We start from the raw sequence: 21,745 nt of genomic DNA on the forward strand, positions 1-21,745 counted from the left end.
GTCCAGAGGATGGCGGCAGGGACGCTGTATTCTTCTAGGTCTTCAGAAGTGCGCGCACCAACCCGGATCACCACAGAAGGGCGATGACCGGGTGATCCAAGCCATAGTGAATACCGACAACCACGCCATAGATCACACTGGCAACGGCTAGGATCTTCAGGTCATTGATCCACTTTCCGGGTTCTGGGCGCTTCCAGGCCCCCTCAGTGATGTTGATCAATGCCATTTCACCCAGTGCCCAAAGGCCTAGACCGCCAAATAGAAGGACAGAGGGCAGATCCCCGTTCACCAGCAGATGTGCAATGGACCACAGAATGACAGCGACCAACATCGGGTGCCGTATCTTGCTGCGCACCACGCCGCGCACGCGGCCAATTTCCATCAGAAACAGCGCAATCAACATCATTGCATTGTTCAAATGCCAAACCCATACCGGCAGGGCATACAGATAAATCAGTTCCGATTGCAGATAGCCAATCGTCATCAAGATAATGCTGATCAGAATGACTAGGGCGATGGCGATCTTTACCCGCTTTACTCCCCAGCGTTCGATCAAGGCGGCGCGGTGGGCGGGGAGGACCCGCTGATACAGATGCGCAAAGATCCACAGCCCTATACCGGATATCAACCAAATCATATCCCACATCCCTTCGCGTTTGTGTTTGCTGCGGCGGGGTATAGCCTATGCAAAATAAATAGGGAATTGCCGTATTGTGTCTATATGCTATGCATAAATGCATGAAATGGACATCGATCACATTCGACTGGAATCTGGCCAGGGCCTTTCTGGTCACGGCTCAGGAAGGGTCATTCTCTGCAGCCAGTCGCGCACTTGGATTGACCCAGCCTACATTGGGCCGACAGGTCGCGGCGCTGGAGCAGCATTTTGACGTGGCCCTGTTTGAGCGGACAGGACGCCGCTTGACCTTAACGGCATCGGGTCGGGAACTGCTGGATCATGTGCAGGCAATGGGGGAGGCGGCGACACAAATTTCCCTGACCGCCTCTGGCCATGCCCAAAGCGTTGAGGGGCATGTCTGTATCACGGCCACCGATGGTCTGGCGGCCAACCTGCTGCCACCGGCCTTGAAAATGCTGCGCCAATCAGCCCCCGGAATCACGGTGGAGATCATCGCGTCAACCGATGTGCAGGATTTGAAGCATCGGGAGGCGGATATCGCCATACGGCATGTCCGCCCCACCCAGGGCGATCTGATTGCGAAGTTCATCCGCAATGTTTCCATGCGCCTGTATGCGACGACGGCCTATCTGGATCAGATCGGTCGGCCCGGCCCACAGGATGATCTGACACAGGTGTCCTTCATCGGATATGAACGCAGCAATACCCTGATCGACCGATTGGTGGATATGGGCCTGAATATGCCATCTCTGGCCGATCAGGGTGCGTTGCGCATCACCTGCCAGACCGAAGCGGTAGCGTGGGCAATGGTGCAGAATGGTCTGGGATTAGGGGTGATGCCCGAAGAAGTCGCAGACCGGGTTCAGGGGATCGAGCGTGCCTTTCCCAGGCTGGCCCCAATGGCGGTTCCCATCTGGCTGGTCGCCCATCGGGAATTGCGCACCAATCGCCGCATCCGCATCGTGTTTGATGCCCTCAGCGAGACTTTGGCAGATAAGATCTAGTGTGCAGATCCGGGGGCTATTCTTACTTTCAGACCTCATTTGGTGCGTCAGAAATCGTGTCTTTTTTAAAACGAAATCGGCATGATCTGCCACGTAACCAAAATCGTAATGCTTTGAAAGATATTAAGAATTAACTCATTCCATAAGGATATGAATATGACAATGCCTTTCGAAAAGTATGGTTTGTCAACGATGCGTTGTCCGGACTGTGAACATGTAGAGCCATTGGTGTTTGATACGACACGACTGTGGTTTCATGTGCCAACTCAGGACAGTTTTGATAAATTGGCCAATTTGTGTGACCGCAAGGGCATACAGGTGGAAAAGCTTGGTGATCGATGCATTTCCCTGACGCTTTCCGCATCGGAATGCAATGCTTTCGTTGTGGCTCTGTATGGCAATATGACCCAGCACGAGTTGAAGAATGTTCGTGTCTTGACGACCGATGGAAAAGATCCCAGCGCACTTGATATCGGGCGTGTGGTCAATGGTGATGTTTTTGTAAACCGTATCAAAGGAAGCTGGATCATTGAAAAGGTCTGTGATGGTCAGGTCGAAACCTGGTATCAGCCGATCTATGATTTTCAGGATTTGGATACGCCCTTTGGGATGGAAGCCCTTTTGCGGATGCGCGACCAGAATGGTGCGATTATTCCACCGGATTATGTGTTTCGTGTTGCCGGAGACGCAGATGTCCTGTTTTCAATCGACCTGATCGCGCGGGCAACTGCGGTGGAGACGGCTGCGAAGGCAGGGTATCTGGGAAAAATCTTTGTAAATTTTAATCCCAGCAGCGTTTATGACCCGGCCTATTGCCTGCGCACCACGGCTGCGGCCATCAATGACCTTGGGTTAAAGCCCTCTGATATCGTTTTTGAAATAACCGAAACGGAGCGCATTACCGATACTGATCATCTTAAGGGCATTCTGAACTTCTATCGCCGTGCCGGGTTCATGTGCGCCCTGGATGACATTGGATCTGGCTGGTCCGGTTTGAACCTGCTGCACACATTCAACCCGGATTTCGTGAAGCTTGATATGGAGCTGATACGCGATATCGACACCGACATGTTCAAGCAATCGATTGTCAGAAACCTGATCAATATCGCCAAGGATCAAGGCATCAAAGTCATCGCTGAAGGCATTGAAACACAAGGCGAAGCAGAGTTTGTTAAAAAGGCAGGGGCCGATCTGGCACAGGGATATCTGTATTCAAGACCAGCGCCTGTTGCCACCTACCAGGATAAAGCACCCGACTGGTTTCGGGCAGCGTGACAAAAAGATGAGGTTAGCGTTAAAATGTCACCAGAATGGGATCACTTCTGGAGGTAGAAATATGAGCCGATACATTGTCACTGATTTAACCAGATTTTCTACACCAAAAGAAGTCTGCACTGCTGTGATCGATATGGCCACTGGTCAGTGCCTTAGACCGATGCCATACTTATTGAACAAGAGGGTCCAGGAATTAAATATTCATCCCGGAGCGATATTGGATGGTGACATTAGACTTAAGGATGATGCTAAAAATCCGCATATTGAGGACGCTTCACACGAAAACTTGAGATATGTTAAACCAGCGTCGAAAAATCAATTCAAAGTGATTCTGGAGCGAACATTATCTAATTCGGTTGCTACTGGATTTGGTATTCAGTTTGCCGATGGTCAAAAGCATATCCCTGTGGGACAACAAGCTACCTGTTCAATTATTACCATTAAAATTCCACAATCGGCCCTTCAAATTCACGAAGATAAATTTAAGCCTGGAAAAATAAGGGCGTCACTTACTGATAGCACAGGTCATTCGTTTCGCTATCTTTCTATCACCGATAGAGGTTTCTTTGATTATGCTAAGAAGCACCAAGAAGATGGAAAACTAAGCGAACTTCAAAAATTCATACAGTCCCAGAAAGAGGTTTACCTCAGGATCGGCGTTGGTCGCCGATTTAAATCAGAAGATAGAGACGGATATTGGCTTCAAGTAAACGGGATTTATACCTTCCCGGATTTTCTTGATGAGATACGGTCTTATTAGATCTTAATAGACGAATGAGAAGATGCGGATCAGGGTGGCGATTTTAGATATGAAGAATGCAGTATATACAGTAGGGCACTCGACTCACACGATTGAGCATTTTATTGAGATATTGCAACAGAATGGTGTCAGCGTGGTCGTGGATGTAAGATCGTCTCCTTATAGCCGATTCAATCCCCAATTTAATAGGGAAACTCTTGCCATTTCACTACGAGAGCACGATATTAAGTACGTCTTTCTCGGTGAAGAGTTCGGCGCTCGGAGTTCCGACCGTTCCTGTTATATCAATGGCAAAGTTCAGTTCGATCGATTGGCAAACACCGACTTATTCCGCTCAGGAATAAACCGTGTTCGTTTAGGCGTTGAACGTGGGTACAGAATGGCACTCATGTGTGCAGAAAAAGACCCCCTTGATTGTCACAGAACCGTTCTAGTCTCACGGAGCTTAGAGAAAGAAGGCTTTTATGTTGTTCATATCCTCAGTGATGGATCAACAGAGTCTCAATCCTCCGCGATTGAAAGGCTGGTCAAGCAATTCAAAATGCATCAAAGCGACCTTTTTCTTTCTGACAGTGAACTCATAGAAAAAGCCTTCGAACGTCAGGAAGAAAAGATTGCATACGCTGAGGAGATGGAAATTTCCCAGGATGGGGCAATACAATGATAAAAATATTTACAATTGGTTTTACAAAAACTTCTGCTAGGAAGTTTTTTGATCGACTAAAGAGTTCTGATGCAAAAAAAATTATTGATGTTCGCTTGAATAATGTTTCGCAGCTTGCAGGTTTTGCAAAACGAGATGATCTTGAGTTTTTTGCAGATCAACTATGTGGGATGGCCTACGAGCATATGCCTGAATTAGCGCCTACTAAAGACATCCTCGACAACTACAAAAAACGAAAAGAAATGCCTTGGGAGGAATACGAAGGTATGTTCTTAAAGCTATTGGCGCAAAGACAGGTCGAGAAACTTGATCGGAACAATTTTGACGGCGGGTGTCTGCTTTGTAGTGAAGATACACCACATCACTGTCACAGGCGGCTTGTTGCAGAATATCTAAAAGACAAGTGGGATGACGTGAAAATCATTCATCTTTAATCCAAGGGATTAGGGGATTGAAGAGCTTCTCACCTTGGATCACCTAGCTTCGCAAATTTCTGGGATTTTGATTTATTTGGCAATGACCACATGAGCTAGAAAGCAGATAAACTGATACTTTTTCAACGATAGCCCTGTTTAGTTTCATCTTGTTGTAATTCTACAAAATGCCCCAAATGTTTTCCATGCTTAGTAAAGGCCCGTGAACAAGATTGTGTTTAGTGATTTATTGCAGAAGCTGCTGCAGAAAAATTTAACCTAAGCATTACCTTTGACTTCTGAGGTCGGAAAAAATTACCGAAACATTTGTGACAGATTTCTACAAGGCAGATTAAAACAAAAAAAGCGGCCTTCCGTTTCGGGAAGGCCGCTTTCCATTCGGTACGATAAGATCGCCGATTAGCGCTTCGAGAACTGGAAGCTCTTACGGGCTTTCGCGCGACCGTATTTCTTACGTTCGACCTTACGGCTGTCGCGGGTCAGGAAGCCTGCGGCTTTCAGAGGGCCGCGCAGAGCGGGCTCGAAATTGACCAGCGCGCGGCTGATGCCGTGACGCAGGGCGCCTGCCTGACCGGAGAGGCCGCCACCATTCACGGTGCACATCACGTCGAACTGGTCGACGCGTTCGGCTTCTTCGAAAGGCTGCTTGAGTACCATGCGCAGAACCGGGCGACCGAAATAGGTGACCTGATCCTTGCCGTTGACGGTGACCTTGCCGGACCCTGGCTTGATCCAGACGCGGGCAATGGCGTTTTTACGACGACCGGTCGCATAGGCGCGGCCGAATTCATCTTTTTGAGGTTCTGCCGGGGCGGTGGTTGCTTGTGCAACAGCCGCGCTGGTCACGCCCGTGGCGGTGCCCAGTTGGGACAGATCGGTCAGTGTTTGCTGTTCATCGGCCATGATTACTGGCTCCGCTTGTTCTTCGGGTTACGGGCTGCAAGATCCAGCGCCACCGGCTGCTGTGCTTCATGCGGGTGATCGGTCCCGGCATAAACACGCAGGTTCTTCATTTGCACGCGGCCCAGAGGACCCCGGGGCACCATGCGCTCAACCGCCTTTTCGACAACCCGTTCCGGGAAGCGACCGGCGAGCAGCTGACCAGCCGTGCGGCTTTTGATCCCGCCCGGATAGCCGGTGTGCCAGTAATAGGTCTTGTCTGCCAGTTTGCGGCCGGTGAGTTTCACCTTTTCCGCATTGATGACGATGACATTGTCGCCGCAATCGACATGGGGGGTGTAACCCGCCTTGTGCTTGCCGCGCAGAATTTTTGCGATTTCAGAAGCCATACGGCCCAGGACCATGTCCTGTGCGTCGATGACGAACCAGGTCTTTTGGACCTCCGCCGGCTTCATCGAATAAGTTTTCATCATTGCTGCCTGCCATTCTTAAGGGCCGGTCGCGCATGGGGCGCTGCCTTGGCCGTTTCGTCTGTTTCCCAACCCACGTCAGGGACGGCGGTTGATAGCCCCTGTCCGGGGGAACGTCAATGCCTGTTTTTCGGCCTATATTAAAAATAATCGTTATATTTCAATTAATTAACTTAACGGTATTATGATACCTCATAAAAAGTGACTGTTTTTGCGGAAAAAATCGCATTTTGGACCGATCAGAGTCATTGCGGCGGGATGGAATAAGTGCCGGTTACATGGGCACACATATCGTCTTCGCCCTCCGCGCGGATCTCCACCCGGCCGATTGCAAGGCGCTTACCCAGTTTGATCAGGCGGACATCCGCGATCAGGTCACGCTCTGCCGGTTTGCGCAGAAAATCGATGGTCATGTTGGTTGTGACCGCCAGCGCGACGGGCCCAATTGCGCCCATAACCGCGACATACATCCCGAAATCGGCCAGGGCGAACATGGCAGGGCCGCTGATCGTGCCACCGGGGCGAATATGGCGCGTGTCATAGGGCAGCCGGATTGTGGCCGTGCCCTTGTCGAATTCTTCAACGATAAAGCCATAATGGGCGGAGAAGGGGGCATCCGTATTGAGGATGTGATCTAATTGAGCCTGGGTAAGTTTGTCCGATGGCATATGTTTGATCCCTGAATGGTGTTTTATCCCTTTTGGTAGCAACGCCACGCGACTTGAACAAGCTGCACTGATCAGGGATGCTGTCGCAATGATCCTTTAGGTTGGGAGTGCTGAGAATGCCAACGGAAGACCCTTTGGTTCTGCGCCAGGATGACGGTGCTGTCGCGACGCTGACGTTGAACCGGCCCAAAGCCTATAATGCGCTGTCTCTTGGCTTGATGAATGCGGTGCTGGAGGCTCTGGCAAAAATTGATCAGGACCCGGCCATCGCGGTTGTCGTGCTGGAAGGGGCCGGGCGTGGCTTTTCCGGGGGGCACGATCTGAAAGAATTACAGGCCAATCCAAGTCAGGCGTTTCGCGAACAGACGTTCAAGACATGCTCCCAGATGATGCTGGCGATCACCCGTCTGCGCCAGCCGGTGATTGCGAAAGTGCAGGGGATCGCGACGGCGGCTGGCTGTCAGGTTGTTGCCACCTGTGATCTGGCGATTGCCTCAGATACCGCCAAGTTTGGCACGCCGGGCGTCAATATCGGGCTTTTCTGCTCCACCCCCATGGTCGCGCTCAGTCGGGCCGTGCATCGCAAGCAGGCGATGGAGATGTTGCTGACCGGGGAATTGATTTCCGCCGAAAAGGCCGTCTCCATCGGCTTGATCAACCGCGCCGTCCCAGAAGATGCCCTGGCAGTGGAAACCAGGGCCCTGGCGGATGTGATCGCATCGAAATCCCACAAGGTCCTCAAAACCGGCAAAGAAGCCTTTCACCGCCAGATCGAAATGTCGCTGGAAGAGGCCTATACCTATACAGGTGGTGTGATGGTGGAAAACATGAGTTACAGCGACAGCAAGGAAGGCATAGACGCCTTCATCAACAAACGCCCCCCGTTATGGACACATGAATGATGACCGCAGCAACCGCGCTTCAATTCGATCATGCCACAGACTATTATTCTGACGCCTATATCCGCGATATTCTGCGGGAAAGTCAGGTCTATGCCGTGGTGGGGGCCAGCACGAATTGGAATCGGCCCAGCTATTTCGCGATGAAGTATCTGATCCAGAAAGGGTTCCGTGTCATTCCGATCAATCCGAACTCTGCCGGAGAGACCCTTTTGGGGGAAACCGTGATCGCCAGCTTGTCTGGCGTGGACGTGCCCATTGATGTGGTCCAGGTCTTTCGCAGATCCGACCAGGTTGCGGGCGTCGTTGATGAGGCGCTGAGCCTGAAGCCGCGGCCCAAGGTGATCTGGATGCAATTGGGGGTGATCAATTATGAGGCGGCGGAGAAGGCTGAATCTGCGGGTATCAAGGTGGTGATGAATCGCTGTCCCAAGATTGAGTATGCGCGCCTTTCGGGGGAATTGGGCTGGAACGGCATCAATACGCGGGTGATTACGGCAAAAAAGCGGGTCATCTAGAGGGCCAAGCACCCACATAGCGTGCGCTAGGTCAGCAGATCGTCTTTCTTCAGGCCCAGCTTGACGATCTTTTCATTCAGGGTTCGGCGACCGATGCCCAGGGCTTCGGCAACCGCGTCCATGCGGCCCTTATGGGTTTTGATGGCCTGACCGATCAATTGACGTTCAAAGGCGGCAACAGCCTCGCGCAGGGTATCGGGGACTTCGGCGGAATCGCCATCGGGTCGGATGGCTTCAACCACCGATCCCCGCCCCCGTCTGGCGGCCAGGATTCGGCGTTCTGCAGCGTGGCGCAGTTCTCGCACATTGCCTGGCCAGTCATGGGCCAGCAGTGCGGCCAGATCATCGGTGCCAAGGTCTGGGGGATCGATTTCATACAACGCGGCGTATTGTTCCATGAAATAGGAAAACAGCATCGGAATATCTGACCGGCGCTCCCGCAACGGCGGCAGGGTCAGGGTGACGGTGTTCAACCGATACAACAGGTCTTCCCGAAAGTTCCCCGCAGCCACAGCGGCGTCCAGCTTTTCATTGGAGGCTGACAGAATTCGGATATCCGCCCGTTTTGCCACGGCGGACCCCAGGGGCGTGAATTCCCGCGTTTCCAGAATGCGCAGCAGTTTGGCCTGAACCGGCAGCGGGCAGGCGCCGATTTCATCCAGAAACAGCGTGCCGGTGTCGGCGCTGTCCAAAATGCCGGGAACGGCGTCAGCCTGGGCGTTGGCGGTTGTTCCAAACATGGAGGTTTCGAAAAAGGCATCCGGGATTGCAGCACAATTGACGGGAATGAAAGGCCCTGCGGATCGTGCGCTTAAATCATGCAGGGCACGGGCAACCAGTTCTTTGCCTGTGCCGGTTTCCCCCAACAGCATGACGGGAACGGCGGTTTCGCTGAGGTCCAGGACATCTTCCCGCAGGTTCTGAATGGCGGGCGCATTGCCCAACAGGACGCGATCCAATCCAGACAGACGGGCCAACCCTGCGCGCAGGCGTTGCGTGTCCAGGGTCAGGCGATGCTGTTCGGCGGCATGGCGCAGGGCGGTCAACAGGCGACGTGGGTCAAACGGCTTTTCCAGAAAGCTATAAGCTCCATCCTGCATGGCGGAAACTGCCATGGGGATATCACCATGGGCGGAAATCAGAATGACTGGCGGCGCATGGGTGGCGGACAGATCTTTCAACAGTTCCAGGCCACTCATGCCCGGCATACGCACATCGCTTAAGATTGCATCGGGTTGGAATGCCGGAATTCGGGTGGCGACTTGCTCGGCGCGGCTCAATGCCTCAACCTGCCATTTCGCGGCACTCAACAAATGGGTCAGGGACTCTCGCATCGCCTTGTCGTCATCCACCACGATGACGCGATAGCCTTCTCCGTCCCTTTGTGTCACGCCGCTTCTTTCTGTTCCGCCAGGGGCAGGTCCATGGCAAACAATGCACCCCCGTCAGGCTGGGATTGCGCTGTCAGACGCCCATCATGCTCTTTAATGATCTCAGTGGATATGGCAAGGCCAAGCCCCATTCCTTCACCCGATGCGCGGGTCGTCAGGAAGGGTTCCTGCAATTGCTCCAGGGAATAGTCGCCCAATCCCTGACCGCTATCGGCAACAGACAGAACCGCCCGAGCCCCTTTTACATCAATATCAATATGCAGGGTGCGTTTGTTGGTGGTTTCCATGGCCGCAATGGCATTGCGCACCAGATTAATCAGAACCTGCTCCAACCGCAGACGATTGCCCCGCACCAGCACGGGATGACCGGGGTGTGACAGGGTTAAATCAACGCCGGCATTCTGGATATCGACATCCAGAAGCTCCTGTGCGCCGGTCCAGACATCACGCAGGTCAATTTCGTCCAAGCGTTCATCTGTGGCTCCGGAAAAACCAGGTTTTGCGAAAAATTTCAATTGGTTAAAGATACTTTCAATGCGTGTCACCAGACCATTCAGCCGGTTCAAACGGTCCCTGCGACCATTGGGGTCATCATCAAATTCCGCTGCGGCCAGATAATTGCGCATCGCGGCAATTGGCTGCCCTAATTCATGGGTGACAGAGGCGGAAAGCTGGCCCAAGGCCGCCAGTTTGCTGGCGCGGGCCAGTTCAGAGCGGGCGCGTTCCAGGCGTTGCTCCGCCATTCGGCGTTCCTCGATTTCCCGTGCCAATTTCGCATTCGTCGCACGCAATTGGCGGCTGTCGGCCTGAGAGGCCTGCAGCGCGATGCGAATACGCTCTGACCGCAGGAAAAGTGCAATGGTCAATAGCACCGACGTTATGATCGCAATTACGATAACCACCATCATAGAGCGCTGCCAGATCGGGCTTTCATCGGTCAGAAAATGCAGTGTCCATCCCAGCTTTGGGATCGCGGTTGTGACATGCAGGTAATGTGCGCCATCCAGAATAACGGTGGACTCGCCCTTTACGGTCCAATCCAGAGGGGAGAGGGGTTCTGATCCAAACTGCCGATTTGCCCGGATTGCCGCGCGCCGATGGCTGTCGATCTCAGTTAAAGTATGATAGCGCCAGGATGCCTCGGACGACAGAACCACGACACCATCTGCATTAGAAGCAAAGACAAATTCACCGCCGTCCTTCCAGGACTTTTCCAGGTTGGACAGGCCCAGCTTGATCGCAATCACGCCCACAGGGGTGCCAATTTCATCCCGCACAGGCTCCGCCACGAAGAAACCGGGTAGAGAGGTTGTTGCACCAATTCCATAAAATTGCCCGCGAGAACCAGAAAGAGCGGCCTTGAAATAGGGTCGGAATCCATAATTTTGGTGCAGGAATGTGACCGGCGCATCATAATTGGAGGCACTGACGGTCAATCCCGTTCGATCCATCAGATAAATCGCATCCAGATCCGTTTGCGCCGCAAATCGGGACAGCCGGACGCTTAATGCTGCGCGGTCCTCACCCCGTGCCGCCTTTAAAACATGCGTATCGCGGGCCAGAACGAAAGGAAGATGCTGAAATCGCTCTAACGCGTTGACCAGAGTGCTGCGATACAGGGAAACACGGTTTTGCGCGCGCTGTAATTCCTCATTCGTGAAATACCCATAGGCCAGATAAAAGAGCGGGATCGCGCTGAGAACCGCCAGGACAACCAGGATAGCGATCCAGCGGCGGCGGAACGCCCCCATATTGAGGTCGGGATTTGTGGCGGTATTCAGGCGGCTCATTTCAGGATCAGGTCCAACCGGTTTGTGGAAGAACATTCTTAATTGTTGCACAGGATGGACTATTGCACAGACGGGCGCCATACGTCAGTCTTTTGCACGATGATAGAGGAGGGTGATAATGCCGGTTTTGAAGGTGTCTGGGGATTTTGTAACACAAGAACCAGGCTTTTATGACGAAAACGGGACTGCCTTGGCTTTTTTCTATTATCGCAATTGTGATCGCGCCTCTGACATCTTTTTAGACACCGTTGGAGTCGGGGAGCAGGCCCGGCGAGAGATCAATCGGTCTACCTATTCCGCAACAGCAAATCTGGTGGTCGCGGACTCTGTCCCTCAGAACACACCACTGCGGTTTGAAATATGCGTGACGCGCATCGGCGGGAAATCATTCGGTTATCGCACCCAGATGTTCAATGCCGCCAATGATACATGCTATGCGACCTATGACAGTGTTGCGGTTTGTATGGATATGACGGGGCCTACGCCAATCCCTCTGCCCGATGACGTGCGCGATCAACTGGGCAATTACATGCTTTGACAACCGGCAATGATGTGCAGTTTCGCGGACAGACGATAGCCTTTTGATTCCCGCACAGCCTGTAGGCGATGTAGAATATCGTCGTCCAATTTCCGTCTTTCCTGTGTGGACAGTCGATCCACGACATGCCCGAATGTCATTTCCAGCGGCGCATGCCAGAAGGGGACATCCAGGGGCGCCAGGGGCGTGAAACTGTGCGAGGTTTCTGTCACGTCCCTAAAACCGGCTGTTTTGAACAGAGCAGCAAGGGCACCCGGCGCGCCAAATCTGAAGATTTGAAAGTGATGGTCATCCGGCGGTTCTCCGGTCAGGGCCTCAACCGCATTGGATAACAGTGAGAACATGGTTTGGTCTTCACGTTGTCCCCAAACCATGAATGCGGCGCGCCCGCCCGGCATCAGGACCCGCCTGACATCCCTCAGGGCTTTCAATGGGTCTGGCACGAACATAATGCCAAAGCGGCAGATCACACGATTAAAACAGGAATTCCAGAATGGCAGGCGCTGCATATCTGCGGTGGTCAGGCGCAACAGGTTTTCGGTATCCCGCGCTTTCAGGGCGGTCAGCATGGCTTCGGCCAGATCTGTTGCAATCACCACCCCATCGGGACCCGCCAGTCGCGCTTCGGTGAAAGCAGGTTCTCCAACGCCAGAGGCAAGATCCAACACATGGTCGCCCGCCTTCAGCCCTGCAGCCTCCAGCAAAGGCAGATTGTATCGATCCGCCATTGTCGACAGAGTGTCGGAATGATTGGCCCAAGCCGTCGCCTTGGCATCCCAATGCTGGCGGACGGACTCCAGATCCAGGGTCAAATCAGTTCAATCTTGTCGGCCATTGGCCCCTTGTCGCCGGGACGTGCCTCAAAACGGACACGTTGGTCGCTTTCCAGGGATTGAATGCCGGCACGCCCCAATATGCGGGCGGAAACAAAAACATCCGCGCCGCCATTATCGGGTGTTACAAAACCAAACCCTTTAGAATCATTGAAGAATTTGACGGTTCCCTCACCACTTTCCGCAGGAGGGCCCGTTGGGCGACGGGGCGGGCGATCCGGGCTGCCATAGCCACTGCCAAACCCACCGGCGCGTGGCCCACCCGATGAGGGTCCCGACGTCGCCGTGGAGGTATCAACAGAATAGACTGTTGCGACCATCAGGCCTTTATCTCCCTGGGCAAGATCACAGACCAGCGTCGCCCCTTCGGCAATGCCATTGGCATCTTCTGGCGGGAGGACCGAGGCATGCAGAAACGCATCGCTGCCAGCCTGATCCTCCGGCACAACAAACCCAAACCCTTTGGTGGGATTGAACCATTTAACTTGAACGGTCACCCGCTCTTGCACGACTGCGGGTGGTAAACGGCTATTCATGGGAAACCTGCGCTCCTTCGCTATTCCCCGACCCTAGGAGTGTGTTCTTCTGATTGCCCCCACGGCCGTATGACTGACCTAACAGCTTATTCAAAAGCACAGAATAAGCCTAACATTAGAAAATATTAGGTCATTTTGTCGCGCGCGTCTATGGATTAAAGAATTTTTGAGGGCTGATTCGCGGCAAATGAAAAACCCCGCATCATGTTTTAATGAAGCGGGGTCTCATGAAACTGCGGCTCAGGTTTTGTCACTCGTCTTTGGATTACGAAAAATGTCCAAAGACGACAGCCGCTGTTCCCCTGCGCCCGGCATATGCCAGTCGACGCAAACGGGATCGTCTGAGCGGTGACCTGATTGCCTTAGCGGCGTGCGGTCAACTGATTGATCTCGCCACGAGTCAAACCGATATCGCGCAGCATGTCATCAGACAAGGCGTGCAACTGGTTTGCGGTCTTGCGACGCTCGCGGTAATCCGCAACGGCACTGGGTACGTTTTCGACGAATGCAATGACCTGATAGGCCGCACGGGCCAGCATGTCTTTTACGGTAACGCCGCGCTGGGCTGATTCAAAAGCGGTAACGGTCATGATAGGCCACTCCTAGACTTTGTGTTCCTGCGCGCTCTCCGGGGCGCGACAGGGGAACCAGTATGGTTCGTTTGTTAATGCCTGAAATGATCCTTAAGACCAATCTAAGCAACTGCATAAAACAGAGGGGACATGTGCAAAAACCGAATGGCCGATACGGCATGGGATTTGTGAAAATTAAGAAAAAGATAAATATTGAAGGTACTTAAAAATTTATACTTTCTACAGGCAAACAAAAACCCCATCACAGATTTCTCTGGATGGGGTTTTTTACTTTTTTCCGCACCGTCCTTAAGCGTTAGTCCTTAAAGACGTTTATGGTGTTATGCTTTCACCAATTTTTCGACGTCGCCGCGGGTCAGGCCGATATCATTCAGCATGGCATCGGACAGGCCGTTGATCTGGCGGATGGTCGCACGACGGTTCATTTCTGCCGAAATGCGGTCCATTGCTGATTCAGCGAAGGAGATCACGGCGAATACGGCGTCTGCGATCATGTCTTTCAGGGAGATGCCCTGACGATTGGTGTCGACGGTAAGGATGGTCATAACGGTCACTCCCTAAAGTAAGCAGTTGTCTGGGTGCAGGGCCCTCGTGGCCGCTGCGATGACGGGGAAATGCGCTTTTTCGCGACGGAATACAAATGCAGAAATAGAGTCAGGGGGATGCAAAATCGGAATAGCGACAAGACGGTCTGAAATTATCGATTTAGCGACAGAAATGGCAGGATGTTCTAAGGTGTTTGTAATTCAATTTTTTAGCAAGCTATTGATTTTATTTAACTATGTATTTTTTGCCGATATTTGATGGGAAATTTGTAAAATTTAAAACTTTTGTGAATTTTTAGTCTATGTGCGCCAGCCCGTGATGCAAAAAGCCGCCAGATTCATCCTTTTGAATGACTCAAGGCGGCTTTTTGCGTCACTGGAAAGGCATTTTCTGAATGCCAGAGGGGTTTATCTTATGGTTTTTGCATCGCCTGCAAGGCCGCCATAGGCCTTTAACATCCGCTCAAGCCATGCCTGAACCGGGTCACTGTCTTCAAACAGGGTATGCGTTGTCACGCATCGCAGCCATTGCAGGGGCGCAAAGGCCATGTGATCGGAAAATAGCGGCGCATCGCCACCCAGATAGGATTGTTGCGACAGCATGCTGCGCAACGGGGTAAAGGCCTTGCGCAGGGCATCAATTCGTTCGACCGGGTCACCGCAAATGTCCTCTAACGCCTTGCCGAACCGGGCTTCCCGGGTTTCCCGGAAATAGGCCTGGTCCTTTTCATCCAGCAATTTCCAGACGCCAAATACGGCCAGGGGCGCGCAGGCGGGGAATATTGCGGTATCGACCCAGTGGCGAATAAAGGTCACACCCGCCAGACCCGCATCACCGCCAAACAAGCTGGGGCGATCCGGATAGGCATTTTCCAGATAGATCGCGATGTCCCAGGAATCGATCACTGTTGTGTCATTGTCTTTGATGACAGGGACCTTGCCTTGACCGGAAAAGGCGATCTTGTCTTTTTCCGTAAAGCGCCAGGGAATGGTTTCAAAGTCCAAGTTTTTGTGGGCAAGCGCCATTTTGGTGCGCCAGACATTCGGACTGAACAGGATTTCAGGGTCTTTGCCACAAAGTTCATAATGACTGATGGCCATGGCTGGCGTCTCCCTATCAGGATCGGTGTGAAGTGTCCGTACAGAATGTGCGGTTTCAGAATATGCGACGCACTATACGGACCTGCCGGGAATGCGCATCCTCAAAGTATAAAATTTGTGATCACGAATTTGGCAAAGCTGCTTTGACTTCTGATCGAAGGGCCTCATCCGATGGGCGAACCGTGGAGGGAAATGATCCAACCAGCGCCCCCTGACTGTTGATCAGGTATTTGTGAAAATTCCAGCGCGGTGCCTTTTCAATCCCCATTGCGGCTGCGGCCCAAGCGTAAAATGGATGGGCTTGGTCTCCCTTTACCGAGACCTTCTGGGCAAGGGGGAAGTCGATGCCGTAAGTTCCTTCACAGAATGATTTGATCTCATTTGCGGTGCCGGGTTCCTGACTGCCAAAATCATTGCTGGGCACGCCGATGACGACCAGACCCTGATCCTGAAATTCATTCCAGAGCGCCTGTAAGCCCTTGTATTGGTCCGTAAATCCGCAAAACGAGGCCGTGTTAACGATTAACATGGCCTTTCCCTTATAGGCCGCCAACGGCAGGTTACCGCCTTCGATTGATGCAAAGGTAAAATCATAGGCTGATTTCTGCATGGTTTCCGCCTGTGCTGGAATAGGGGTGAACAGTCCTAGAATCGCTGACCATGTCGCAATGATGGCGCCTGCCACGGTATATAGGAATTGATTTCGCATATGTCCTGTTACGCTGTGCTTTTCGGACTGGATTTGCCCATCCTGCGTCGATATCTGGCGTAAGACTAGCAGCTAATTGATCCAGGGGGAATTGTTGTAACAGATTTGCAACGGGTTGGCGTTGACCTGTGCCGGTAAAGTCGGTATGACCCGCGCGTCCTGACATTATCGGATGGACCTGTTGGGGTGTAGCCAAGCGGTAAGGCACTGGATTCTGATTCCAGCATGCGAAGGTTCGAATCCTTCCACCCCAGCCATTTTACCCTCGCGCAAGTGATGCGCGGATATTGAGGGACAGCATGGCAAAAAAATCGACCGGTCCTGGCGGTGGTGGCAAAAGAACCAACCATAACGTCAATGATGCCCGCGGATTGCAGGTTCGGGTTAAAACGGCCCGGGGGCGCAAACTGTCTTCGACCCTGTGGCTTCAGCGACAGTTGAACGACCCCTATGTGCTGGAGGCGCAGCGCCTGGGCTATCGCGGTCGTGCGGCGTTCAAACTGGCAGAGATTGACGACAAGCATCAATTCCTGAAACCCAATGCCCGCATCGTCGATCTGGGCTGTGCGCCCGGCGGCTGGACACAGGTTGCCCTGGAACGGTGTGGGGAGACGGCCCGTATTGTTGGTATTGACCTGCTGGAATGTGACCCGATCCCCGGCGCAACCTTGCTGGTCGGGGATTTTATGGACGACGATGCGCCGGATCGATTGAAGGCCGTGCTGCGCGGGCAGGCGGATATTGTCATGTCCGATATGGCGTCCAATACAACAGGACATCCCCCAACCGATCATTTGCGCGTCGTGGCACTGGTGGAAACGGCCTACCACTTTGCAGCCGAAGTCCTGGCCCCGAATGGCACCTTTATCGCGAAGGTATTTTCAGGCGGTACAGAAAATGACCTGCTGCAGATCCTCAAGAAGGACTTTACCAAAGTCTTTCATATGAAGCCGAAATCCAGCCGGAAAGAATCTCCTGAAATGTATGTGGTCGCTGTCGGATTCCGCCGCGAAAATGGCGAGCAATAATTTTAAATTATTTCTTTAAGTTGTGATATTCTTCTACCCCTAATCTAACAGATAGGGGGCTGTCATGTTGTTGAAGGAAACGCGTCTGCTGGGGAACCAGCAGGATGATACAAGCTTTCACCTTTCACTTGTGATGGCCGGGGCGGTCTCTGCCGGGGCCTATACCGCCGGGGTCATGGATTTTCTGATCGAAGCGCTGGACGCGATGGAGGCCGCACGCGATGACGGGGATCCCAACATGCCGGCCAACCACAAGGTATCGATTGACGCCGTCCTTGGGGCATCCGCCGGAGGGATTTGCAGCGCCTTGCTTCCCTCCATTGTGCGCGGGCCTGTAAAAGGGGTGCGGGGACCCCTATACCAACAGGGCGCCAAACATTCTGTCTTGTACAAGGCCTGGGTTGAGAAGATCGATATGAAGGGCTTGTTGGCCGATGATGACCTGCGCGATGACCAGCCGCTGTATTCGCTGTTAAATACGGTTGGAAAAGACAGCCTGGACGGCATACGCGATGATGCGATTAATCTTCAGAAAACCCGCACTGTATATCCGAAATGGCTGCGCCAGCCCCTTCCGGTTTATCTGACCACAACAAATCTGCGCGGGACGCCCTATAATCTGGATTTCAATGCGATTGAAGGGCGCAAACACAACATTTCCATGCACAAGGATTATGCCAGGTTTGTCTTTGGGGAAACCAATCCAGGCTGGACCGGTCACACATTTGTTGATTTCAACACCAATGGGCCAGGGTCTGGATTCAGGGATCTTGGAAATGCGGCCCTGGGGACATCCGCCTTTCCAGGGGCCCTGCGGGCGCGAAAAATCAAAACATCGAGAGAGTTTTATGAACAGGCGATCTGGCGGGTTCCGTTAGAGAAGTGTGAAGGGGATAACTGTACCCAAGACCGTGTGATTCCGCCGTCTTTTCCAAAGGATGTGTCCAAAGACTTCGACTATTGGACGATTGATGGGGGTGTCTTAAACAATGAACCATTTGAGATGGGACGCCATTTGATTGCCGACAGTACCGGGCGTAACGAGCGGGATCCGGTGCTTTCCACCCGTAAACTGCTGATGATCGATCCCTTTCCAAATGACTATGATCCAGACCCTCCAGAGAACGACCAAGCCACAATACCCTATGTTCTGATGCGAATGATTTCCGCATTGAAGCAACAGGCCCGCTTTAAGGCGGAAGATTTATCCATCCTTCAAAAATCGGCCAGCCGATATGCTATCGCGCCAAAGCGCTATGAATTGAATGACACGGGAAAGCAGGCTCTGGCGGCGCTGCCGCTTGCCTGCGGCAGTGTGGGGGCGTTTGGTGGATTTCTGGATATCAGTTTTCGCCACCATGACTATATTCTGGGCCGCATGAATGCCCAGCGATTCCTGTCGGGTTGGTTTGCCGTTCCGGTCAGTCATCGATTGGTGGAGCAGAATTGGTCGCCCGCACAAATTGCCCATTGGCAGTTTGAGATTACAGATCCTGAAGACAAGACCAATATCCAAAAAGTGGTGCCAATCATTCCGCTGTTCGATGGATTGGGGGATATGGGCGCAATTGGACTCGACCCCAATGCCCGGATATTCACGCCACCCTGGCCCAAAGGGTTTGAGAAACGTCTGCCGGAAATTGAGAAATGGGTCAGCAACCGTGTTCATGTCGTCGGAAAGGCCCTGATCCGGTCATCCGGGTTCGGCGTGTTCTTTCGGGCCATATTGCAGGGTGCGTTAAGGTTGTTTCTGCGACAGCGCGCGGTTGAGGCGATTATGGACGCCCTTATCGCCAGTCTTGTTGAGGCCAAGCTTGTCCCAAAACCCGTCGAGGAGAAGAAGACCGCGAAAGAGTCAACGAACTGGCGGGAGGGCGGGAATTAGGCTGTTAAAGCGCGATAGCATCATCGCTTTGGCCTGATCTGGTGGGATTGGGGTGGGATCAAAGCGACCGGTGATTTTAACCGCTGGTGGCTTGCCCCACAGCTTCCTGGCTTCTTGTTCGGAAAAGCCGGCAATGCCCGTCGCCTCGATCCGGGCGGCATGCAGGTCTGCCTTCTTGATCAGGCTCTTGATCTTGGCGGGCAGGGTGGGGGGTAGGCCGAAACGGATATGGATTGCCTGCTGCAGCCGATCTTCCATTTCGCGGTAATCCAGGCCAATCGCAGTTTTGAAGGGGGAAATCATATCCCCAACGACATATTCTGATGCATCATGCAGCAGGGCTTGTAATCGGTGTGTGACGCTTAATTGGGGTTCCAGTTCTACCGCCAGGGCTTCGACCATGACACTGTGCTGGGCAACGGAAAACGCCCATTCCCCAGTTGTTTGACCATTCCAGCGCGCTACCCGGGACAGGCCATGGGCGATGTCCTCGATTTCAATATCAACCGGGCTGGGGTTCAGCAAATCCAGACGCCTGCCGCTCAACATGCGTTGCCAGGCGCGTGTGTCCTTTGGCGTGCGACTCATGACAGAAAGGGCTCCAGCCAGGACAGTCCGGCCCAGCTGTCCCCGCGTGGATTGTATTCGCACCCGACCCATCCATCATATCCCAATTCATCAAGCCGTTGAAAAATATAAGGATAGTTGATCTCTCCAGTATCAGGTTCATTTCTGCTGGGGACCCCGGCGATCTGGATATGTCCGATTTTCTGGATATGACGCTCAATCGTGGCGATCAGGTCTCCCTGCATGATCTGTCGATGATACAGGTCCAGTTGCAGCATTATATTCTGGGCCGGGACATTGCCCATAATGCGGAAAGCCTGTTCCGTCTTGTTCAGGACATAGCCGGGCATGTCCCTGGTATTGATCGGTTCCAGCATCAGGGTGATGCCATGTTTGGCCGCTTGTGGCGCGATACGGCGTAAATTGCCTTCAAGCGCGGATAGATTGACCCGGTCGTCCAGAGTTGTTGGCGCGATCCCGGACATGACGTGGAGTTTCTTGCAGGATAAGGCGTTCGCGTAAGTCAGGGCCAGGTGAAAGCCTCTTTCAAACTCAGCCTCGCGGCCGGGCAGGGCGCCGATCCCCCGATCCCCGCGCTTCCAATCCCCGGCGGGCAGGTTGAACAGAACCTGGGTCAGGCCGCTTTTTTTGTGGGCGTCTGATATCTCATCAAGGGGAAAGTCATAGGGAAAGAGGAACTCTACCCCACTAAATCCAGCGTCGAGGGCGGCCTCAAACCGTTCCAGAAAGGGCAGTTCCGTAAACAGCATGGAAATATTCGCCGCAAAGCGGGGCATAGGGGATTATCATCCTTATAGAGTTGTTTTATCGGCGTTTAGCATTACGGGCGTTTGGCATTACAGGCGTTTAATCGTGCGAATCTCATGGCCTTCGATGCGGATAATATGCGCCTCAAAATCGCTTAAGGTCCAGACCCTTACAGCCATGTCGGTCGCATTGGCATGGATCATCCTGTCACGATCCATCATCATCCCTACATGACCTGGCCAGAATATTAAATCTGTTGCCTGCAGGTCTGCGCGGTCAATCGCGCTGCCCAGTTCTGCTTCCTGCATGTCACTGTCGCGCGGGCAGGGGATGCCGCAGGCTTCCAATGCGAATTGTACCAGGGCGGAACAGTCCATTCCGTCACTGGACCGGCCCCCCCATAGATACGGGACACCCAGGAACCGCATGGCTTCTGCAACCGGGTCCTTGGCTGTTTGTGAAGCCGGTACCAGATGCGCCAGGGCAACCCATTGTCCATCGGCCAGTTTCGCCCATTTTTCGGTTCTATCAATCACTGTCACCAGCGCACCATAGGGCAATGCGGCAAGGGCGAAGCGTTTCAATTCCGGTGCGGGATACAAATGACTGCGGATCGTGTTGACCCGGTGGGTTGGGGCAGGTGCCCCGAATATCAGTGCCCCCTGATCAATATAGCCGACATAGCCATCGCGCTGGGACTTAACCCAGGCCCAATTATCGGCCCGGTCAAAGACCAGGACAGGTTCCCCCATTAAAAATTCAGTGTCTCGGGGTTTTGCGTGATTGGGCGTCAGGCGGGCAGGGACGATCGGTTGGCAGATTCGTGCTGGCGCACCTGTAACATAGCGGTCAGCGGGCACAACCCCTTCCAGGCCAGCTTCTGCAAGGTCGCTGCGATAGAGATTGCGACGTCGATCCGGTAAGGGCGATACGGTTTCAGCCACCGCCGCCTCAGAAGGCCTTGAAGGCCAGTGTCGTGAAAGTATCGCGAACACCGGGCAGTTTTTGAATCTGGTCGGTCACAAAATGCCCGACATCGAGCTCTTCCGGCAAATAGCATTTCATCAGCAGGTCATATTGTCCGGACGTCGAATAAACCTCAGACACATGCTCCACTTCCTCAATGGCGGCTGCAGCGGTGGTATAGGCGACCCCAAGGTCGCATTTTACCTGAACAAAGAGCGTGCGCATGGATGACTCACTTTCCTAACAATCCAAAAATCGGCCCG

The 21,745-nt window shown here is 53.1% G+C and carries 26 protein-coding genes and 1 tRNA gene; 11 read left to right on the forward strand and 16 right to left on the reverse strand.

Annotation, left to right across the window (positions count from 1 at the left end; genetic code table 11):
• Nucleotides 1-67: 67 nt before the first annotated feature.
• Nucleotides 68-637 carry an NnrU family protein gene (locus ACOSDM_RS07155; RefSeq protein WP_420723818.1) on the reverse strand — a complete coding sequence of 190 codons (570 nt, stop codon included), beginning with the start codon at nucleotides 635-637 and terminating at the stop codon, nucleotides 68-70.
• A 101-nt stretch (nucleotides 638-738) separates the two neighbouring features.
• On the opposite strand from ACOSDM_RS07155, the gene ACOSDM_RS07160 reads away from it, so the two are divergent.
• The 5 genes from ACOSDM_RS07160 to ACOSDM_RS07180 all read left to right on the forward strand — a co-directional run bounded on the left by ACOSDM_RS07160 (nucleotide 739) and on the right by ACOSDM_RS07180 (nucleotide 4,777).
• Nucleotides 739-1,644 (forward strand): LysR family transcriptional regulator, encoded by a 906-nt coding sequence (locus ACOSDM_RS07160; protein WP_420723819.1) that lies wholly within the window; start codon nucleotides 739-741, stop codon nucleotides 1,642-1,644.
• Nucleotides 1,645-1,800: 156 nt separating this feature from the next.
• Nucleotides 1,801-2,919, forward strand: coding sequence for an EAL domain-containing protein (locus ACOSDM_RS07165; RefSeq protein WP_420723820.1), 1,119 nt, complete (start codon nucleotides 1,801-1,803; stop codon nucleotides 2,917-2,919).
• A 61-nt stretch (nucleotides 2,920-2,980) separates the two neighbouring features.
• A complete protein-coding gene (locus tag ACOSDM_RS07170) occupies nucleotides 2,981-3,679 on the forward strand; it encodes a hypothetical protein (protein WP_420723821.1) in 699 nt (232 codons plus the stop codon).
• A gap of 34 nt (nucleotides 3,680-3,713) precedes the next feature.
• A complete protein-coding gene (locus tag ACOSDM_RS07175; protein WP_420723822.1) occupies nucleotides 3,714-4,343 on the forward strand; it encodes a DUF488 family protein in 630 nt (209 codons plus the stop codon).
• Complete coding sequence (locus tag ACOSDM_RS07180; RefSeq protein WP_420723823.1) at nucleotides 4,340-4,777, forward strand: DUF488 family protein; 438 nt, start codon at nucleotides 4,340-4,342, stop codon at nucleotides 4,775-4,777. Before ACOSDM_RS07175 ends, ACOSDM_RS07180 begins: the two co-directional genes overlap by 4 nt.
• A 399-nt stretch (nucleotides 4,778-5,176) precedes the next feature.
• Here the strand turns inward: ACOSDM_RS07180 and rpsI are convergent, their stop codons facing one another.
• The 3 genes from rpsI to ACOSDM_RS07195 form a co-directional block, all read right to left on the reverse strand.
• Nucleotides 5,177-5,680, reverse strand: a complete 504-nt coding sequence (gene rpsI, locus ACOSDM_RS07185; protein WP_420723824.1) for a 30S ribosomal protein S9 — start codon at nucleotides 5,678-5,680, stop codon at nucleotides 5,177-5,179.
• Nucleotides 5,681-5,682: 2 nt separating this feature from the next.
• Nucleotides 5,683-6,147 (reverse strand): 50S ribosomal protein L13, encoded by a 465-nt coding sequence (rplM, locus tag ACOSDM_RS07190; RefSeq protein WP_420724109.1) that lies wholly within the window; start codon nucleotides 6,145-6,147, stop codon nucleotides 5,683-5,685.
• A 245-nt stretch (nucleotides 6,148-6,392) separates the two neighbouring features.
• Nucleotides 6,393-6,815 (reverse strand): PaaI family thioesterase, encoded by a 423-nt coding sequence (locus tag ACOSDM_RS07195; RefSeq protein WP_420723825.1) that lies wholly within the window; start codon nucleotides 6,813-6,815, stop codon nucleotides 6,393-6,395.
• 116 nt (nucleotides 6,816-6,931) lie between these two features.
• Between ACOSDM_RS07195 and ACOSDM_RS07200 the strand changes: the two genes are divergently transcribed.
• Entirely contained in the window at nucleotides 6,932-7,717 is a 786-nt protein-coding gene (locus ACOSDM_RS07200) for an enoyl-CoA hydratase (protein WP_420723826.1), read from the forward strand.
• Nucleotides 7,714-8,232: a CoA-binding protein gene (locus ACOSDM_RS07205; RefSeq protein WP_420723827.1), complete on the forward strand. Its 519-nt coding sequence runs from the start codon at nucleotides 7,714-7,716 to the stop codon at nucleotides 8,230-8,232. Before ACOSDM_RS07200 ends, ACOSDM_RS07205 begins: the two co-directional genes overlap by 4 nt.
• Nucleotides 8,233-8,258: 26 nt before the next feature.
• On the opposite strand, the gene ACOSDM_RS07210 is transcribed toward ACOSDM_RS07205, so the two are convergent.
• The gene (locus tag ACOSDM_RS07210; RefSeq protein WP_420723828.1) at nucleotides 8,259-9,623 is read right to left on the reverse strand and encodes a sigma-54-dependent transcriptional regulator; all 1,365 of its coding nucleotides are present in this window, start codon (nucleotides 9,621-9,623) and stop codon (nucleotides 8,259-8,261) included.
• Nucleotides 9,620-11,413 carry a sensor histidine kinase gene (locus ACOSDM_RS07215; RefSeq protein ID WP_420723829.1) on the reverse strand — a complete coding sequence of 598 codons (1,794 nt, stop codon included), beginning with the start codon at nucleotides 11,411-11,413 and terminating at the stop codon, nucleotides 9,620-9,622. Before ACOSDM_RS07215 ends, ACOSDM_RS07210 begins: the two co-directional genes overlap by 4 nt.
• Nucleotides 11,414-11,531: 118 nt before the next feature.
• Between ACOSDM_RS07215 and ACOSDM_RS07220 the strand changes: the two genes are divergently transcribed.
• Complete coding sequence (locus ACOSDM_RS07220) at nucleotides 11,532-11,951, forward strand: acyl-CoA thioesterase (protein ID WP_420723830.1); 420 nt, start codon at nucleotides 11,532-11,534, stop codon at nucleotides 11,949-11,951.
• Here ACOSDM_RS07220 and ACOSDM_RS07225 read toward each other — a convergent pair.
• The 6 genes from ACOSDM_RS07225 to ACOSDM_RS07250 form a co-directional block, all read right to left on the reverse strand.
• Complete coding sequence (locus tag ACOSDM_RS07225; protein WP_420723831.1) at nucleotides 11,939-12,763, reverse strand: class I SAM-dependent methyltransferase; 825 nt, start codon at nucleotides 12,761-12,763, stop codon at nucleotides 11,939-11,941. The genes ACOSDM_RS07220 and ACOSDM_RS07225 overlap by 13 nt on opposite strands.
• A complete protein-coding gene (locus tag ACOSDM_RS07230; RefSeq protein ID WP_420723832.1) occupies nucleotides 12,760-13,320 on the reverse strand; it encodes a cold-shock protein in 561 nt (186 codons plus the stop codon). The genes ACOSDM_RS07225 and ACOSDM_RS07230 overlap by 4 nt, the downstream gene beginning before the upstream one ends.
• Nucleotides 13,321-13,682: 362 nt before the next feature.
• The gene (locus ACOSDM_RS07235) at nucleotides 13,683-13,910 is read right to left on the reverse strand and encodes a DUF1127 domain-containing protein (protein WP_420723833.1); all 228 of its coding nucleotides are present in this window, start codon (nucleotides 13,908-13,910) and stop codon (nucleotides 13,683-13,685) included.
• A 323-nt stretch (nucleotides 13,911-14,233) separates the two neighbouring features.
• Complete coding sequence (locus ACOSDM_RS07240) at nucleotides 14,234-14,458, reverse strand: DUF1127 domain-containing protein (protein WP_420723834.1); 225 nt, start codon at nucleotides 14,456-14,458, stop codon at nucleotides 14,234-14,236.
• Nucleotides 14,459-14,866: 408 nt separating this feature from the next.
• The gene (locus ACOSDM_RS07245) at nucleotides 14,867-15,559 is read right to left on the reverse strand and encodes a glutathione S-transferase family protein (RefSeq protein WP_420723835.1); all 693 of its coding nucleotides are present in this window, start codon (nucleotides 15,557-15,559) and stop codon (nucleotides 14,867-14,869) included.
• Nucleotides 15,560-15,680: 121 nt separating this feature from the next.
• Complete coding sequence (locus ACOSDM_RS07250) at nucleotides 15,681-16,268, reverse strand: glutathione peroxidase (RefSeq protein ID WP_420723836.1); 588 nt, start codon at nucleotides 16,266-16,268, stop codon at nucleotides 15,681-15,683.
• Nucleotides 16,269-16,450: 182 nt separating this feature from the next.
• On the opposite strand from ACOSDM_RS07250, the gene ACOSDM_RS07255 reads away from it, so the two are divergent.
• The 3 genes from ACOSDM_RS07255 to ACOSDM_RS07265 all read left to right on the forward strand — a co-directional run bounded on the left by ACOSDM_RS07255 (nucleotide 16,451) and on the right by ACOSDM_RS07265 (nucleotide 19,181).
• Nucleotides 16,451-16,525: transfer RNA gene (locus ACOSDM_RS07255), tRNA-Gln, on the forward strand.
• A gap of 42 nt (nucleotides 16,526-16,567) precedes the next feature.
• A complete protein-coding gene (locus tag ACOSDM_RS07260) occupies nucleotides 16,568-17,296 on the forward strand; it encodes an RlmE family RNA methyltransferase (RefSeq protein ID WP_420723837.1) in 729 nt (242 codons plus the stop codon).
• Between the two features lie 64 nt (nucleotides 17,297-17,360).
• The gene (locus tag ACOSDM_RS07265) at nucleotides 17,361-19,181 is read left to right on the forward strand and encodes a hypothetical protein (RefSeq protein WP_420723838.1); all 1,821 of its coding nucleotides are present in this window, start codon (nucleotides 17,361-17,363) and stop codon (nucleotides 19,179-19,181) included.
• On the opposite strand, the gene ACOSDM_RS07270 is transcribed toward ACOSDM_RS07265, so the two are convergent.
• Genes ACOSDM_RS07270 through ACOSDM_RS07285 form a run of 4 tightly spaced genes read right to left on the reverse strand, consistent with a single transcriptional unit; the run spans nucleotide 19,152 to nucleotide 21,707 of the window.
• Complete coding sequence (locus ACOSDM_RS07270) at nucleotides 19,152-19,769, reverse strand: hydrolase (RefSeq protein ID WP_420723839.1); 618 nt, start codon at nucleotides 19,767-19,769, stop codon at nucleotides 19,152-19,154. The two genes, ACOSDM_RS07265 and ACOSDM_RS07270, sit on opposite strands and share 30 nt — an antisense overlap.
• Nucleotides 19,766-20,545 (reverse strand): 2-oxo-tetronate isomerase, encoded by a 780-nt coding sequence (gene otnI / locus ACOSDM_RS07275; protein ID WP_420723840.1) that lies wholly within the window; start codon nucleotides 20,543-20,545, stop codon nucleotides 19,766-19,768. The genes ACOSDM_RS07270 and otnI overlap by 4 nt, the downstream gene beginning before the upstream one ends.
• Before the next feature lie 60 nt (nucleotides 20,546-20,605).
• Nucleotides 20,606-21,460: a C40 family peptidase gene (locus ACOSDM_RS07280; protein ID WP_420723841.1), complete on the reverse strand. Its 855-nt coding sequence runs from the start codon at nucleotides 21,458-21,460 to the stop codon at nucleotides 20,606-20,608.
• A 7-nt stretch (nucleotides 21,461-21,467) separates the two neighbouring features.
• On the reverse strand, nucleotides 21,468-21,707 hold the full coding sequence (locus ACOSDM_RS07285; RefSeq protein WP_420723842.1) for an Lrp/AsnC ligand binding domain-containing protein: 240 nt from the start codon (nucleotides 21,705-21,707) through the stop codon (nucleotides 21,468-21,470).
• Nucleotides 21,708-21,745: the final 38 nt, after the last annotated feature.

Source organism: Hwanghaeella sp. LZ110 (assembly GCF_048892525.1).
GTDB lineage: Bacteria > Pseudomonadota > Alphaproteobacteria > UBA8366 > Aestuariispiraceae > Pacificispira.

Excerpts from the sequence above, each read along its gene's own strand:
- ACOSDM_RS07155 (WP_420723818.1), bottom strand. The coding sequence starts at position 637 with ATGATTTGGTTGATATCCGGTATAGGGCTGTGGATCTTTGCGCATCTG.
- ACOSDM_RS07160 (WP_420723819.1), top strand. The coding sequence starts at position 739 with ATGAAATGGACATCGATCACATTCGACTGGAATCTGGCCAGGGCCTTT.
- ACOSDM_RS07165 (WP_420723820.1), top strand. The coding sequence starts at position 1,801 with ATGACAATGCCTTTCGAAAAGTATGGTTTGTCAACGATGCGTTGTCCG.
- ACOSDM_RS07170 (WP_420723821.1), top strand. The coding sequence starts at position 2,981 with ATGAGCCGATACATTGTCACTGATTTAACCAGATTTTCTACACCAAAA.
- ACOSDM_RS07180 (WP_420723823.1), top strand. The coding sequence starts at position 4,340 with ATGATAAAAATATTTACAATTGGTTTTACAAAAACTTCTGCTAGGAAG.
- rpsI (WP_420723824.1), bottom strand. The coding sequence starts at position 5,680 with ATGGCCGATGAACAGCAAACACTGACCGATCTGTCCCAACTGGGCACC.
- rplM (WP_420724109.1), bottom strand. The coding sequence starts at position 6,147 with ATGAAAACTTATTCGATGAAGCCGGCGGAGGTCCAAAAGACCTGGTTC.
- ACOSDM_RS07195 (WP_420723825.1), bottom strand. The coding sequence starts at position 6,815 with ATGCCATCGGACAAACTTACCCAGGCTCAATTAGATCACATCCTCAAT.
- ACOSDM_RS07200 (WP_420723826.1), top strand. The coding sequence starts at position 6,932 with ATGCCAACGGAAGACCCTTTGGTTCTGCGCCAGGATGACGGTGCTGTC.
- ACOSDM_RS07205 (WP_420723827.1), top strand. The coding sequence starts at position 7,714 with ATGATGACCGCAGCAACCGCGCTTCAATTCGATCATGCCACAGACTAT.
- ACOSDM_RS07215 (WP_420723829.1), bottom strand. The coding sequence starts at position 11,413 with ATGAGCCGCCTGAATACCGCCACAAATCCCGACCTCAATATGGGGGCG.
- ACOSDM_RS07220 (WP_420723830.1), top strand. The coding sequence starts at position 11,532 with ATGCCGGTTTTGAAGGTGTCTGGGGATTTTGTAACACAAGAACCAGGC.
- ACOSDM_RS07230 (WP_420723832.1), bottom strand. The coding sequence starts at position 13,320 with ATGAATAGCCGTTTACCACCCGCAGTCGTGCAAGAGCGGGTGACCGTT.
- ACOSDM_RS07235 (WP_420723833.1), bottom strand. The coding sequence starts at position 13,910 with ATGACCGTTACCGCTTTTGAATCAGCCCAGCGCGGCGTTACCGTAAAA.
- ACOSDM_RS07240 (WP_420723834.1), bottom strand. The coding sequence starts at position 14,458 with ATGACCATCCTTACCGTCGACACCAATCGTCAGGGCATCTCCCTGAAA.
- ACOSDM_RS07245 (WP_420723835.1), bottom strand. The coding sequence starts at position 15,559 with ATGGCCATCAGTCATTATGAACTTTGTGGCAAAGACCCTGAAATCCTG.
- ACOSDM_RS07250 (WP_420723836.1), bottom strand. The coding sequence starts at position 16,268 with ATGCGAAATCAATTCCTATATACCGTGGCAGGCGCCATCATTGCGACA.
- ACOSDM_RS07260 (WP_420723837.1), top strand. The coding sequence starts at position 16,568 with ATGGCAAAAAAATCGACCGGTCCTGGCGGTGGTGGCAAAAGAACCAAC.
- ACOSDM_RS07265 (WP_420723838.1), top strand. The coding sequence starts at position 17,361 with ATGTTGTTGAAGGAAACGCGTCTGCTGGGGAACCAGCAGGATGATACA.
- ACOSDM_RS07270 (WP_420723839.1), bottom strand. The coding sequence starts at position 19,769 with ATGAGTCGCACGCCAAAGGACACACGCGCCTGGCAACGCATGTTGAGC.
- otnI (WP_420723840.1), bottom strand. The coding sequence starts at position 20,545 with ATGCCCCGCTTTGCGGCGAATATTTCCATGCTGTTTACGGAACTGCCC.
- ACOSDM_RS07285 (WP_420723842.1), bottom strand. The coding sequence starts at position 21,707 with ATGCGCACGCTCTTTGTTCAGGTAAAATGCGACCTTGGGGTCGCCTAT.